Below are 14572 nucleotides of genomic sequence, written 5' to 3' on the forward strand. Positions count from 1 at the left end.
TCCCTTTACAGCGCCTTCTCCAACAGCTTAGGCTTGGCAAAAATCATTCGTCCCGCTGCTGTCTGCAGCACGCTTGTGACGAGAACATCAATGTGTTTGCCGATATAATTCCGTCCTTCTTCAACGACAATCATAGTGCCGTCATCCAAGTAAGCGACTCCCTGATTATGCTCTTTGCCGTCTTTAATGACCTGAACATTCATTTCCTCACCCGGAAGCACAACAGGCTTGACCGCGTTGGCAAGGTCATTAATGTTTAACACTGCTACCTTCTGGAGCTCGCACACTTTATTTAAATTAAAATCATTCGTCACAACGACTCCGGATGTCAGTTTAGCGAGTTTGACCAGCTTGCTGTCAACCTCCTGGATATCTTCAAAGTCACCTTCATAAATTTCAACTTTAATATCTAATTCTTTTTGAATGCGGTTCAGGATATCAAGACCGCGGCGCCCTCTGTTGCGTTTTAACACATCTGAGGAGTCAGCGATATGCTGCAATTCCTCAAGGACAAACTGCGGAATCACGATAATTCCCTCTAAAAAACCAGTCTGACAAATATCTGCAATTCTCCCATCAATAATAACACTTGTGTCCAGGATTTTCAGCTTTTTGTCTTGGACCTCGTGCTCTTCATCAGCTGTTCCTTTTTTCTTTTGCATTCTGGCGGAAATGGAGAATAGGCTGATCAATTCATCCTTTTTCTTAAAGCCCACCTGAAAGCCAAGATAACCGAGAAAGAAAGCTAAAAACACAGGGATGATTGTGCTGAGTATGCGGTAAGGTATATTGTCTAAAGGAATAACGTTTACGATAAGATAAGCAATTATAAGTCCAAATACTAAGCCAAGACTTCCAAATAACAAATCTGGAACCGGCGCTTTTAATAATGAATCCTCTATCCACTTAACCCAGTTCACAACGTAATCTGTACCCCATATACTGATGAGAAAAAAGATAATTGCACCTATTGCCGCAGACGTATATGCGTTTGTTATTAAAGGTATGTCCTGTAAACTTAACAGTACAAACAATTCAGGTATTAAAAATATACCAACAACGCCGCCGAAGATAATGAAGAACGCCTGAACTATTCGTTTTAACATACCCCCACCTCCTTTAAAGAAAATTATTGTATTTCACAAGATTTTACGCAACCTACGAATATCAGAATAAACAAAAACCAACAATAATATACCCGTAAAGATATGGTTTTAACCAAAAATCATAGCTGTCTGTCTAAATAATGCTTCTCTTGAAGGCGTTTTAAGCCCTTTTTGATTTTTTGGGCTCGTACTTCACCGATACCCTCTACTTCATCTAATTCTTCTGCGCTGGCCTCAATAATTCTCGGCAGTACGCCAAATGCCTCCACCACATTCTCCACAATCGGCATCGGAAGGCGCGGAATCTTATTTAGCAACCTGTATCCTCTAGGCAGAACATAGTCATCAAGATTTGTAGAAGCCGGATAACCAAGCAGCTTATAAACAATGGAATCATCAAGCAAATCGTAGCTGGACATATCCTGCAGCTCTTTTAAAAGGACAAATGGATCTTTAATCTTTTCTTTCACATAATCCTTAATAAATAAAGCAGCCTCTTCTTCCATATCAGTAATCAGTTCGATGACCTGCAGTTTAATCAAATGACCTTCTGTTCCCAGTTCCCTGATATACATGTTGATTTCATTTTTGATTCGCAACACCATTTCATAACGGTGCATCACAGACAGAACATCGCTGAATGTAACGAGTTCCTCAAACTCTAATGCGTTTAGTGCATTAATCGTTTTGTCCAGAATTGTTTTATATTTTTCTAGAGTTTGAATGGCTTGGTTCGCTTTTGTTAAAATAAATCCTATGTCTTTAAGTGTATACTTCATACTTTCCTGATATAACGTTATGACATTTCTTCTCTCAGAAATTGCGATAACGAGACAGCCGGTTTGCTTAGCTACTCTTTCGGCGGTGCGGTGCCTCATTCCTGTTTCGGACGAAGAAATTGTGGCTTCAGGCATCAATTGTGTATTGGCATATAGGATTTTTTGACCAGAATCACTTAAAATAATCGCACCATCCATTTTAGCCAGTTCATATAAATGCGCCGGAGAAAAAGCAGTGTTAATGTGGAAACCGCCATCCACCACTTCTTTTACTTTATCATTATATCCAACAACAATCAGACCGCCTGTATTTGCTCTCAGTACATTTTCTATCCCCGCTCTGAGCGGTGTTCCAGGAGCAACAAACTGCAAAATAGAAGACAGGTCTAACTCATGTTTCGCCCCTTTTTTCTCTTTTTCCATCTATTATCCTCCTAATGAAGTACGAAGTGCCTCTGCAACATTTGCTACTCCGATGACCTCAATCCCTTTTGGTTTCGTCCATCCATCCAGATTTGCCGCAGGTATGATCATGCGTTTAAAACCAAGCTTTGCCGCTTCTTTTACACGCTGTTCAATTCTTGATACCCGGCGGACTTCTCCGGTTAATCCCACTTCTCCTATAAAGCAATCTGCAGGATTTGGAGGTGTGTCTCTAAAGCTTGATGCGATACTGACCGCTATAGCAAGATCAATCGCAGGTTCATCAAGTTTGACGCCGCCCGCTACCTTCAAATATGCATCCTGATTTTGCAGCAGCAGCCCTACTCTTTTTTCTAACACAGCCATTAACAGTGACACCCTGTTATGATCTATCCCTGTTGCCATGCGCCGCGGATTGCCAAAGCTTGTTGGCGAGATGAGCGCCTGAATTTCAACAAGAATCGGTCTTGTACCTTCCATAGAAGCCGTTATGCTCGACCCCGCAGATCCCGCCGAACGCTCTTCTAAGAAGATCTCTGAAGGATTCAGTACCTCAGTGAGCCCTTCTTCCCGCATTTCAAAAATACCCATTTCGTTTGTAGAACCAAAGCGGTTTTTTACAGCCCGTAAGATTCGGAAAGTATGGTGACGTTCTCCTTCAAAGTATAAAACAGTGTCAACCATATGCTCCAGCAGTCTCGGCCCCGCGATGGATCCTTCTTTCGTTACGTGACCTACAATAAATATCGGAATACCTTTTGTCTTTGCAATTTTCATCAGCTCGGCTGTACATTCTCTTACCTGTGACACACTGCCGGGAGCCGAGGTGATATCGCTTTGATAGACCGTTTGAATAGAGTCAACAACCACAAACGCTGGATTCATCTCTTCTATAGCAGACGAAATATACTCCATATCGGTTTCGGATAAAACATGCAGTGAGGGATTATTTATGCCCAGACGGTCTGCTCTTAATTTCGTTTGTTTTACCGATTCTTCTCCTGAAATGTACAGAACATGACGTGTTGAACCAGATAACTGAGCGGATACTTGCAGTAATAAGGTCGATTTTCCGATGCCGGGGTCCCCGCCAATTAAAACAAGTGAGCCCTTCACCACACCGCCGCCGAGCACTCTGTTAAACTCGCCGAGCTGTGTTTTAACCCGGGGTTCTTCTGATGTTTCGATTGATGTTATGGGGGAAGGTTTCTGTACGGTTTGAACAGAATGAGAAAAAGCCGCTCTCCGATTGGCCGGTGCTTTTTTAATCATTTCTTCCACCATTGTATTCCAAGCACCGCAGCCCGGACATTTCCCCATCCATTTTGGAGACTCGTAGCCGCAGGATTGGCAGATGAATTTGGATTTTGTTTTAGCCATAAATAGTGTAAGACCTCTCCCTTGTTCTATTTCTTGATACGAAATTGAGGCATACACTTACATGCTGTATGCCTCTTTTTCGTCTTCTATATTAATTCGTTTTAGCTGTCGTTTTTACGACAAATTCGCCATCTTCTACATCAAGAACGATATGGTGCCCTTTATGAATGTTACCTCTGAGCAGCTCTTCAGATAAACGATCCTCCACATGTTTTTGAATGGCTCTTCTGAGCGGGCGGGCACCGTATTCAAGGTCCACGCCCTCTTCCGCGACTTTTGCTTTCGCAGCTTCCGTCAATTCAATAGAAAGATCCTGTTCTTTAAGACGTTTCGTTAATTGATCAGACATCAATGACACGATTTCAGCCAGATGTTTTTTCTCGAGTGAATGGAAGACGATAATTTCATCAATACGGTTGATGAATTCCGGTCTGAACGCACGTTTCAGTTCACCCATCACTTTATCCTTCATGTCTTTATGATTTTGCGTCTCATCCTGAACGTTGAAGCCGACATATTTGTTGCGTTTCAGCTCACTTGCTCCGACGTTTGACGTCATGATCAGAATCGTGTTGCGGAAATCAACTGTACGGCCTTTAGAATCAGTCAATCGTCCGTCCTCAAGTACTTGAAGGAGGATATTGAAGACGTCAGGGTGCGCTTTCTCAATCTCATCAAGAAGCACAACAGAGTATGGTTTTCTTCTTACCTTCTCTGTTAATTGGCCGCCCTCATCGTATCCCACATACCCTGGAGGTGAACCTACAAGTCTAGAAGTCGAGTGTTTTTCCATGTATTCAGACATATCAATTCTGATCATGGCTTCTTCATCACCGAAGATAGACTCAGCAAGTGCCCGTGCAAGCTCCGTTTTACCTACACCTGTAGGGCCTAAGAAAATGAATGAGCCGATTGGGCGTTTAGGGTCTTTTAGCCCTGCTCTTGCACGTCTGACCGCTTTAGCAACGGCTACAACAGCTTCATCTTGGCCGATGACACGGGAATGAAGAATGCTCTCCATATTAAGAAGCTTATCAGTTTCAGTTTGAGCGATTTTTGATACAGGCACCCCAGTCCAGCTGGATACAACCATCGCAATATCATCCACAGAAACCTCTGAGTTTTCCTGTCCCTGCTTCTCTTTCCATGATTTTTTCGTATCTTCCACTTGTTCACGCAAACGCTGTTCCGTATCACGCAAGGAAGCCGCTTTTTCAAATTCTTGGCTTTGCACCGCAGCATCCTTCTCTTTACGAACTTCATCAAGTTTCTGTTCAAGCTCTTTTAAATTAGGAGGCGTTGTAAAGGAACGCAATCTGACCTTTGAACCCGCTTCATCGATCAAGTCAATAGCTTTATCCGGAAGGAAACGGTCAGAGATATATCTGTCAGAAAGCTTAACCGCAGCCTCAATGGCTTCATCAGTGATAGAAACGCGGTGGTGGGCTTCATATCGGTCACGCAAGCCTTTTAGGATTTGAATGCTTTCGTCTACAGACGGCTGATCAACCTGGATTGGCTGAAAACGGCGTTCCAGAGCTGCATCTTTTTCAATATATTTACGGTACTCATCAAGAGTTGTCGCACCGATGCACTGAAGTTCTCCGCGAGCAAGTGAAGGTTTCAAAATGTTTGATGCATCAATGGCACCTTCTGCTCCGCCCGCTCCGATTAGTGTATGGAGCTCATCAATGAATAGAATGATATTTCCTGCCTGACGGATTTCATCCATCACTTTTTTCAAGCGGTCCTCAAATTCACCGCGATATTTCGTACCGGCAACAACTGTTCCCATGTCTAATGTCATAACGCGTTTATCCCGTAAAATTTCGGGAACTTCATTATTGATAATTTGCTGTGCAAGACCTTCTGCGATAGCCGTTTTCCCTACGCCCGGTTCCCCAATCAGAACAGGATTGTTTTTCGTTCTGCGGCTCAGCACTTCAATGACACGCTGAATTTCTTTGCTTCTGCCGATAACCGGATCAAGGCTGTCTTCCTTCGCAATCGCTGTTAAATCTCTTGCCAGGCTATCTAGTGTAGGCGTATTCGCATTGCTGTTTGTTCCAGCCGCTGATGAACCTGTTTCATTACTTCCAAGAAGCTGAAGCACTTGCTGTCTTGCTTTATTCAAGCTGACTCCGAGATTGTTAAGCACTCTCGCAGCCACACCTTCACCTTCGCGAATAAGTCCAAGAAGAATATGCTCTGTTCCCACATAAGAATGGCCGAGTTTTCTGGCCTCATCCATTGATAGCTCAATGACTTTTTTAGCTCTCGGAGTATAATGAATCGTTTGAGACATTTCCTGTCCGCGCCCAATTAAGCTCTCAACTTCTTTTTGGATTTTATCTGAACCAAGTCCAAGCGCTTGAAGTGCTTTAGCAGCGATGCCCTCTCCTTCTCGCACCAGTCCTAATAAAATATGCTCAGTGCCGATATTATTATGACCTAAACGAAGTGCTTCTTCCTGTGCAAGCGCCAGTACCTTTTGAGCTCGTTCTGTAAATCTTCCAAACATCATATCGATTCATCCTCCTGTCTATTCCCATTCATTTCTAAGTGAAGCCGTTCTCTGATAAGAGACGCTCTTCGTATATCTCTTTCGTTCGGACGCAAAGCGCCTCCCGAGTACTGCTGTAAAAATCCCGGCTGTGTTAAAATCATCAGTTCATTAAGTATATTGCTTGAAAGTCCTTTTATAATGCCTAGGTCTATACCCAACCGAACATCTGAAAGACACTTTGCAGTTTCTTTCGATTCTATCATTCGGCAATTGGACAAGACTCCATAGGATCGATACACACGATCCTCAAGCTCAATCTTAGAGGTTTGGTAAAGCGCTTCTCGGGCAGATCGTTCCTGTTCAATCAGTTGGGCAGCTACGCTGTTAAGGTCATCGACAATATCCTGCTCCGACTTTCCAAGCGTGATTTGATTTGAAATTTGAAAGATATTTCCTACTGCTTCGCTGCCTTCCCCATAAATTCCTCTAACAACTAAGCCTAATTGATTAATAGCCGGTATAATTCGATTTATTTGCCTAGTTAAAACCAGTGCCGGAAGATGCATCATGACTGAAGCCCTTAAGCCCGTACCTACATTTGTAGGACAGCTGGTTAAGTAACCCCTTTGCTCACTAAATGCATAATCAACCTTTTCCTCAATCCAGTCATCAACTTGGTTTGCGGCTTTCATTGCTTGCGGAAGCTGAAATCCTGGGAAAAGACACTGAATTCTTATGTGGTCCTCCTCATTCAACATGACGCTTACTTCCTCATTTTCAGAAAGCAAACAGCCGCCAAAAGGAGACTCTGTCAAATTAGGGCTGATGAGATGCTTTTCAACAAGCACCCGTTTTTCTAAAGGCTGTGCGTCGTTCATTCTGATCAAAAGGAATTTGCCGACACCGGGAATTTCTTGTTCTGAAAACTGTTCTTCAAACTGTTGTAAGATGGATGAGGCTTCTTCATTGGAATATCGCGTAGGGAACCGAATATTTTCAAAGTTCCTAGCTAAACGTATGCGGCTGCTGAGTACAATGTCACTTTCAGGGCCTTTCTGCTTCATCCAACTGCTTAATGCGTCCTGAATAAAATGCTTTAGCGACATTACCCCTGTTCCTCCTCACTATCTGTACTTTTGAGTGACTGTTCTAATGAACGAATTTGATCTCTCACATGGGCTGCATTTTCAAATTCTTCTTGTTGTATTAAAGCTTCTAATTCTTTTTTCAGCATTTCGATCTGTCGTCTGACATGCAGGTTGCCGCCTATACGTTTCGGTATTTTCCCGCCATGCACAGTGTTTCCGCTGTGAACTTTGCGTAAGATCGGTGTAATGTTGCTATGAAATGTTTTATAACATTCGGCACAGCCAAATCGGCCGGTTTTTCTAAATTGCTGAAATGTCATTCCGCACTTCGGACAAGCAGATATTTGCTCGGAATGGCTGAACATTTGAGTTCCAGCATTCTGAAATGAAGAATCCATGTTCAGTAAACCTGATAGTAAATTATGAATAGAGAAACCATGACTTGCACTTATACCATATGAATCGCTATGTTCTTTTGCACATTGTTCGCAGATGTGAACCTCTTTTTTCTCTCCGTTAACAACCTTTGTAAAGTGAAAAGTGGCTGGTCTCTCATTGCACTCTTGACAAATCAATCTTTTCACCCGCTTATTTTAATTTTAAAGCGGTCAGCATAGCTTTCATCATTCTCGCTCTTAATTCATCACGTTCAGGCAAATCAATGTACAGTACTGAGCGATCCATCACGCTGACCATCATTTTTGCTTCTCTTTCAGAGATCACCTTGTCTTCTAATAGCCTTAAAATAATGTCATCAGAGGCTGCTTGAGACAAATGGGTATTAATTTGAGAAATAATATTATTGATTAGGACAACTTCATTATTCATTTTAATTTTAATGATTCTGATGTAACCGCCGCCCCCGCGTTTGCTCTCAACAATATATCCTCTCTCGCTTGTAAATCTGGTGTTGATGACATAATTTATTTGGGAAGGAACACATTGAAATTTATCTGCAATTTCACTACGTTTAATTTCTAGAATTTCCTTGCCATTTTGATCTAACACTTGTTTCAAGTACTGTTCAATGATGTCAGAAATATTATGTCCCACTCAACCCCCTCCTTTATTGACTTTGACTATATTTGACTTTAATCTTACTATAAGGTGTTTTTCGAGAATTTTCAACTTTCTCGCTCTATCTTAAGTATTTCCATTTTCTAAATCCATAAAACCTGATTATTCACTTAAAATTTCTCTGTGAAGTTATTATATTATATAACTAAATGAAATTTTATGATACCAATAAGCAGAATGCAAAAAAGGGCAGCTCATATGAGCTGCCCTTTTGTTAATTGCTTGGCGGCGTCCTACTCTCACAGGGGGAAACCCCCGACTACCATCGGCGCTGAAGAGCTTAACTTCCGTGTTCGGCATGGGAACGGGTGTGACCTCTTCGCTATCGCCACCAAACAATTGAGAGTGTTCTCTCAAAACTAGATAACAGGTGTGACATCATTAGAAATTAGGTTAAGTCCTCGATCGATTAGTATCTGTCAGCTCCATGTGTCGCCACACTTCCACCTCAGACCTATCAACCTGATCATCTTTCAGGGATCTTACTTCCTTGCGGAATGGGAAATCTCATCTTGAGGGGGGCTTCATGCTTAGATGCTTTCAGCACTTATCCCGTCCGCACATAGCTACCCAGCGATGCCCTTGGCAGAACAACTGGTACACCAGCGGTGCGTCCATCCCGGTCCTCTCGTACTAAGGACAGCTCCTCTCAAATTTCCTGCGCCCGCGACGGATAGGGACCGAACTGTCTCACGACGTTCTGAACCCAGCTCGCGTACCGCTTTAATGGGCGAACAGCCCAACCCTTGGGACCGACTACAGCCCCAGGATGCGATGAGCCGACATCGAGGTGCCAAACCTCCCCGTCGATGTGGACTCTTGGGGGAGATAAGCCTGTTATCCCCGGGGTAGCTTTTATCCGTTGAGCGATGGCCCTTCCATGCGGAACCACCGGATCACTAAGCCCGACTTTCGTCCCTGCTCGACTTGTAGGTCTCGCAGTCAAGCTCCCTTGTGCCTTTACACTCTGCGAATGATTTCCAACCATTCTGAGGGAACCTTTGGGCGCCTCCGTTACCTTTTAGGAGGCGACCGCCCCAGTCAAACTGCCCACCTGACACTGTCTCCCCGCCCGATAAGGGCGGCGGGTTAGAAGGTCAATACAGCCAGGGTAGTATCCCACCGATGCCTCCACCGAAGCTGGCGCTCCGGTTTCCAAGGCTCCTACCTATCCTGTACAAGCTGTACCAACATTCAATATCAGGCTGCAGTAAAGCTCCACGGGGTCTTTCCGTCCTGTCGCGGGTAACCTGCATCTTCACAGGTACTATAATTTCACCGAGTCTCTCGTTGAGACAGTGCCCAGATCGTTGCGCCTTTCGTGCGGGTCGGAACTTACCCGACAAGGAATTTCGCTACCTTAGGACCGTTATAGTTACGGCCGCCGTTTACTGGGGCTTCAATTCGCACCTTCGCTTACGCTAAGCGCTCCTCTTAACCTTCCAGCACCGGGCAGGCGTCAGCCCCTATACTTCGCCTTACGGCTTCGCAGAGACCTGTGTTTTTGCTAAACAGTCGCCTGGGCCTATTCACTGCGGCTCTCTCGGGCTTGCACCCTAACAGAGCACCCCTTCTCCCGAAGTTACGGGGTCATTTTGCCGAGTTCCTTAACGAGAGTTCTCTCGATCACCTTAGGATTCTCTCCTCGCCTACCTGTGTCGGTTTGCGGTACGGGCACCTCTCACCTCGCTAGAGGCTTTTCTTGGCAGTGTGGAATCAGGAACTTCGCTACTATATTTCGCTCGCCATCACAGCTCAGCCTTATGGGAAACGGATTTGCCTATTTCCCAGCCTAACTGCTTGGACGCGGATATCCAATACCGCGCTTACCCTATCCTCCTGCGTCCCCCCATTGCTCAAATGGTGAGGAGGTGGTACAGGAATATCAACCTGTTGTCCATCGCCTACGCCTTTCGGCCTCGGCTTAGGTCCCGACTAACCCTGAGCGGACGAGCCTTCCTCAGGAAACCTTAGGCATTCGGTGGAGGGGATTCTCACCCCTCTTTCGCTACTCATACCGGCATTCTCACTTCTAAGCGCTCCACCAGTCCTTCCGGTCTGGCTTCACAGCCCTTAGAACGCTCTCCTACCACTGTTCGAAGAACAGTCCGCAGCTTCGGTGATACGTTTAGCCCCGGTACATTTTCGGCGCAGAGTCACTCGACCAGTGAGCTATTACGCACTCTTTAAATGGTGGCTGCTTCTAAGCCAACATCCTGGTTGTCTAAGCAACTCCACATCCTTTTCCACTTAACGTATACTTTGGGACCTTAGCTGGCGGTCTGGGCTGTTTCCCTTTCGACTACGGATCTTATCACTCGCAGTCTGACTCCCAAGGATAAGTCATTGGCATTCGGAGTTTGACTGAATTCGGTAACCCGGTAGGGGCCCCTAGTCCAATCAGTGCTCTACCTCCAAGACTCTTACCTTGAGGCTAGCCCTAAAGCTATTTCGGAGAGAACCAGCTATCTCCAGGTTCGATTGGCATTTCACCCCTACCCACACCTCATCCCCGCACTTTTCAACGTGCGTGGGTTCGGGCCTCCATTCAGTGTTACCTGAACTTCACCCTGGACATGGGTAGATCACCTGGTTTCGGGTCTACGACCACGTACTCATGCGCCCTATTCAGACTCGCTTTCGCTGCGGCTCCGCATCTTCTGCTTAACCTTGCACGGGATCGTAACTCGCCGGTTCATTCTACAAAAGGCACGCCATCACCCGTTAACGGGCTCTGACTACTTGTAGGCACACGGTTTCAGGATCTCTTTCACTCCCCTTCCGGGGTGCTTTTCACCTTTCCCTCACGGTACTGGTTCACTATCGGTCACTAGGGAGTATTTAGCCTTGGGAGATGGTCCTCCCGGATTCCGACGGAATTTCACGTGTTCCGCCGTACTCAGGATCCACTCTGGAGAGAACGAAGTTTTGACTACAGGGCTGTTACCTTCTATGGCGGGCCTTTCCAGACCTCTTCATCTACCTCGTTCCTTTGTAACTCCGTATAGAGTGTCCTACAACCCCAAGAGGCAAGCCTCTTGGTTTGGGCTAATCCCGTTTCGCTCGCCGCTACTCAGGGAATCGCATTTGCTTTCTCTTCCTCCGGGTACTTAGATGTTTCAGTTCCCCGGGTCTGCCTTCTCATATCCTATGAATTCAGATATGGATACCACTCCATTACGAGTGGTGGGTTTCCCCATTCGGAAATCTCCGGATCAAAGCTTGCTTACAGCTCCCCGAAGCATATCGGTGTTCGTCCCGTCCTTCATCGGCTCCTAGTGCCAAGGCATCCACCGTGCGCCCTTTCTAACTTAACCGTTAAAAAGAATCACTATGTGATATCTTGTGTTACTAATTGAATGTGATGTCTACTGTTATCTAGTTTTCAAAGAACACGTTTCGAAGGAATGATCCTTCAAAACTAAACAAGACAGGGAACGTTCTGTTTATAAGACCCAAGGTCTTATATTCCGTAAATATCCTTAGAAAGGAGGTGATCCAGCCGCACCTTCCGATACGGCTACCTTGTTACGACTTCACCCCAATCATCTGTCCCACCTTCGGCGGCTGGCTCCATAAAGGTTACCTCACCGACTTCGGGTGTTACAAACTCTCGTGGTGTGACGGGCGGTGTGTACAAGGCCCGGGAACGTATTCACCGCGGCATGCTGATCCGCGATTACTAGCGATTCCAGCTTCACGCAGTCGAGTTGCAGACTGCGATCCGAACTGAGAACAGATTTGTGGGATTGGCTTAACCTCGCGGTTTCGCTGCCCTTTGTTCTGTCCATTGTAGCACGTGTGTAGCCCAGGTCATAAGGGGCATGATGATTTGACGTCATCCCCACCTTCCTCCGGTTTGTCACCGGCAGTCACCTTAGAGTGCCCAACTGAATGCTGGCAACTAAGATCAAGGGTTGCGCTCGTTGCGGGACTTAACCCAACATCTCACGACACGAGCTGACGACAACCATGCACCACCTGTCACTCTGCCCCCGAAGGGGACGTCCTATCTCTAGGATTGTCAGAGGATGTCAAGACCTGGTAAGGTTCTTCGCGTTGCTTCGAATTAAACCACATGCTCCACCGCTTGTGCGGGCCCCCGTCAATTCCTTTGAGTTTCAGTCTTGCGACCGTACTCCCCAGGCGGAGTGCTTAATGCGTTAGCTGCAGCACTAAGGGGCGGAAACCCCCTAACACTTAGCACTCATCGTTTACGGCGTGGACTACCAGGGTATCTAATCCTGTTCGCTCCCCACGCTTTCGCTCCTCAGCGTCAGTTACAGACCAGAGAGTCGCCTTCGCCACTGGTGTTCCTCCACATCTCTACGCATTTCACCGCTACACGTGGAATTCCACTCTCCTCTTCTGCACTCAAGTTCCCCAGTTTCCAATGACCCTCCCCGGTTGAGCCGGGGGCTTTCACATCAGACTTAAGGAACCGCCTGCGAGCCCTTTACGCCCAATAATTCCGGACAACGCTTGCCACCTACGTATTACCGCGGCTGCTGGCACGTAGTTAGCCGTGGCTTTCTGGTTAGGTACCGTCAAGGTACCGCCCTATTCGAACGGTACTTGTTCTTCCCTAACAACAGAGCTTTACGATCCGAAAACCTTCATCACTCACGCGGCGTTGCTCCGTCAGACTTTCGTCCATTGCGGAAGATTCCCTACTGCTGCCTCCCGTAGGAGTCTGGGCCGTGTCTCAGTCCCAGTGTGGCCGATCACCCTCTCAGGTCGGCTACGCATCGTTGCCTTGGTGAGCCGTTACCTCACCAACTAGCTAATGCGCCGCGGGTCCATCTGTAAGTGGTAGCCGAAGCCACCTTTTATGTTTGAACCATGCGGTTCAAACAAGCATCCGGTATTAGCCCCGGTTTCCCGGAGTTATCCCAGTCTTACAGGCAGGTTACCCACGTGTTACTCACCCGTCCGCCGCTAACATCAGGGAGCAAGCTCCCATCTGTCCGCTCGACTTGCATGTATTAGGCACGCCGCCAGCGTTCGTCCTGAGCCAGGATCAAACTCTCCGATAAAGTAGTTTGACTGACTACGCACATCGCTGTGCGATTTTATTAAAACTTGAATTAACAGGTACGTTTTGTCTTGTTTAGTTTTCAAAGATCATTTTGTTATCGCTTTGTTAAAGCAACTTTATTAGTATACAACGTCGCTTTCTCAAAGTCAACAACTTTTTTAAATCTTTTTTTGGTGGAGCCTAGCGGGATCGAACCGCTGACCTCCTGCGTGCAAAGCAGGCGCTCTCCCAGCTGAGCTAAGGCCCCGTAAAAATGGTCGGGAAGACAGGATTCGAACCTGCGACCCCATGGTCCCAAACCATGTGCTCTACCAAGCTGAGCTACTTCCCGATTTCCCATATTGATAAAATATATGGCGCGCCCGAGAGGAGTCGAACCCCTAACCTTTTGATCCGTAGTCAAACGCTCTATCCAATTGAGCTACGGGCGCAAATTATAATGCCGAGGGCCGGACTTGAACCGGCACGGTAGTCACCTACCGCAGGATTTTAAGTCCTGTGTGTCTGCCAATTCCACCACCCCGGCGTGGATGGTATAGTTGGAGCGGAAGACGGGATTCGAACCCGCGACCCCCACCTTGGCAAGGTGGTGTTCTACCACTGAACTACTTCCGCAGACAGGATGTCCAGTTTTTATTTAACTGTCATCCTATATAATGCGGGTGAAGGGACTTGAACCCCCACGTCATAAAGACACTAGATCCTAAGTCTAGCGCGTCTGCCAATTCCGCCACACCCGCTTAAAAATGGTGAGCCATGAAGGACTCGAACCTTCGACCCTCTGATTAAAAGTCAGATGCTCTACCAACTGAGCTAATGGCTCTTCTTACAAGAGACTTGAATATTATATCATATAAAAGTGGTGCCGGCAAGAGGACTTGAACCCCCAACCTACTGATTACAAGTCAGTTGCTCTACCAATTGAGCTACACCGGCAAATGGTGGAGGATGACGGGCTCGAACCGCCGACCCTCTGCTTGTAAGGCAGATGCTCTCCCAGCTGAGCTAATCCTCCATAATTGCACTAACGTGCAATTGCTTGGCGGCGTCCTACTCTCACAGGGGGAAACCCCCGACTACCATCGGCGCTGAAGAGCTTAACTTCCGTGTTCGGCATGGGAACGGGTGTGACCTCTTCGCTATCGCCACCAAACAATTGAGAGTGTTCTCTCAAA

General features: G+C 46.4%; 7 protein-coding genes, 9 tRNA genes and 4 rRNA genes. All 20 read right to left on the bottom strand.

Going from position 1 to position 14572, the window contains the following annotated elements:
- Window positions 1-5: 5 nt before the first annotated feature.
- Window positions 6-1106: a PIN/TRAM domain-containing protein gene (locus ACQVGS_RS21570; RefSeq protein ID WP_059291688.1), complete on the bottom strand. Its 1101-nt coding sequence runs from the start codon at window positions 1104-1106 to the stop codon at window positions 6-8.
- Between the two features lie 119 nt (window positions 1107-1225).
- Window positions 1226-2308, bottom strand: a complete 1083-nt coding sequence (disA, locus tag ACQVGS_RS21575) for a DNA integrity scanning diadenylate cyclase DisA (protein WP_003242042.1) — start codon at window positions 2306-2308, stop codon at window positions 1226-1228.
- 3 nt (window positions 2309-2311) lie between these two features.
- Entirely contained in the window at window positions 2312-3688 is a 1377-nt protein-coding gene (gene radA / locus ACQVGS_RS21580; protein WP_044153447.1) for a DNA repair protein RadA, read from the bottom strand.
- A 91-nt stretch (window positions 3689-3779) separates the two neighbouring features.
- Entirely contained in the window at window positions 3780-6212 is a 2433-nt protein-coding gene (gene clpC / locus ACQVGS_RS21585; RefSeq protein ID WP_010332750.1) for an ATP-dependent protease ATP-binding subunit ClpC, read from the bottom strand.
- Window positions 6209-7300 (bottom strand): protein-arginine kinase McsB, encoded by a 1092-nt coding sequence (mcsB, locus tag ACQVGS_RS21590; RefSeq protein ID WP_106021668.1) that lies wholly within the window; start codon window positions 7298-7300, stop codon window positions 6209-6211. The genes clpC and mcsB overlap by 4 nt, the downstream gene beginning before the upstream one ends.
- Window positions 7300-7857, bottom strand: a complete 558-nt coding sequence (gene mcsA, locus ACQVGS_RS21595; protein WP_095714843.1) for a protein-arginine kinase activator protein McsA — start codon at window positions 7855-7857, stop codon at window positions 7300-7302. The genes mcsB and mcsA overlap by 1 nt, the downstream gene beginning before the upstream one ends.
- 13 nt (window positions 7858-7870) lie before the next feature.
- Window positions 7871-8335, bottom strand: coding sequence for a transcriptional regulator CtsR (ctsR, locus tag ACQVGS_RS21600; RefSeq protein ID WP_010332747.1), 465 nt, complete (start codon window positions 8333-8335; stop codon window positions 7871-7873).
- Between the two features lie 244 nt (window positions 8336-8579).
- Window positions 8580-8695: ribosomal RNA gene (gene rrf, locus ACQVGS_RS21605) — 5S ribosomal RNA — on the bottom strand.
- Window positions 8696-8748: 53 nt separating this feature from the next.
- Window positions 8749-11676 (bottom strand): 23S ribosomal RNA (locus tag ACQVGS_RS21610).
- Window positions 11677-11845: 169 nt separating this feature from the next.
- A 16S ribosomal RNA gene (locus ACQVGS_RS21615) occupies window positions 11846-13395 on the bottom strand.
- 173 nt (window positions 13396-13568) lie between these two features.
- Window positions 13569-13644: transfer RNA gene (locus tag ACQVGS_RS21620), tRNA-Ala, on the bottom strand.
- 7 nt (window positions 13645-13651) lie between these two features.
- Window positions 13652-13728: transfer RNA gene (locus tag ACQVGS_RS21625), tRNA-Pro, on the bottom strand.
- A gap of 23 nt (window positions 13729-13751) precedes the next feature.
- Window positions 13752-13828 (bottom strand) — tRNA-Arg (locus ACQVGS_RS21630).
- A 9-nt stretch (window positions 13829-13837) separates the two neighbouring features.
- A tRNA-Leu gene (locus ACQVGS_RS21635) sits at window positions 13838-13923 on the bottom strand.
- A gap of 14 nt (window positions 13924-13937) precedes the next feature.
- Window positions 13938-14012: transfer RNA gene (locus tag ACQVGS_RS21640), tRNA-Gly, on the bottom strand.
- 42 nt (window positions 14013-14054) lie between these two features.
- Window positions 14055-14137 (bottom strand) — tRNA-Leu (locus ACQVGS_RS21645).
- A 7-nt stretch (window positions 14138-14144) separates the two neighbouring features.
- Window positions 14145-14220, bottom strand: a tRNA-Lys gene (locus tag ACQVGS_RS21650).
- A 37-nt stretch (window positions 14221-14257) separates the two neighbouring features.
- A tRNA-Thr gene (locus ACQVGS_RS21655) sits at window positions 14258-14333 on the bottom strand.
- Window positions 14334-14336: 3 nt separating this feature from the next.
- Window positions 14337-14412, bottom strand: a tRNA-Val gene (locus ACQVGS_RS21660).
- Between the two features lie 22 nt (window positions 14413-14434).
- Window positions 14435-14550: ribosomal RNA gene (rrf, locus tag ACQVGS_RS21665) — 5S ribosomal RNA — on the bottom strand.
- Together the 16S, 23S and 5S rRNA genes with 9 tRNA genes alongside form the textbook arrangement of a ribosomal RNA operon.
- Window positions 14551-14572: the final 22 nt, after the last annotated feature.

The sequence above is a fragment of the Bacillus sp. SD127 genome (assembly GCF_058566445.1).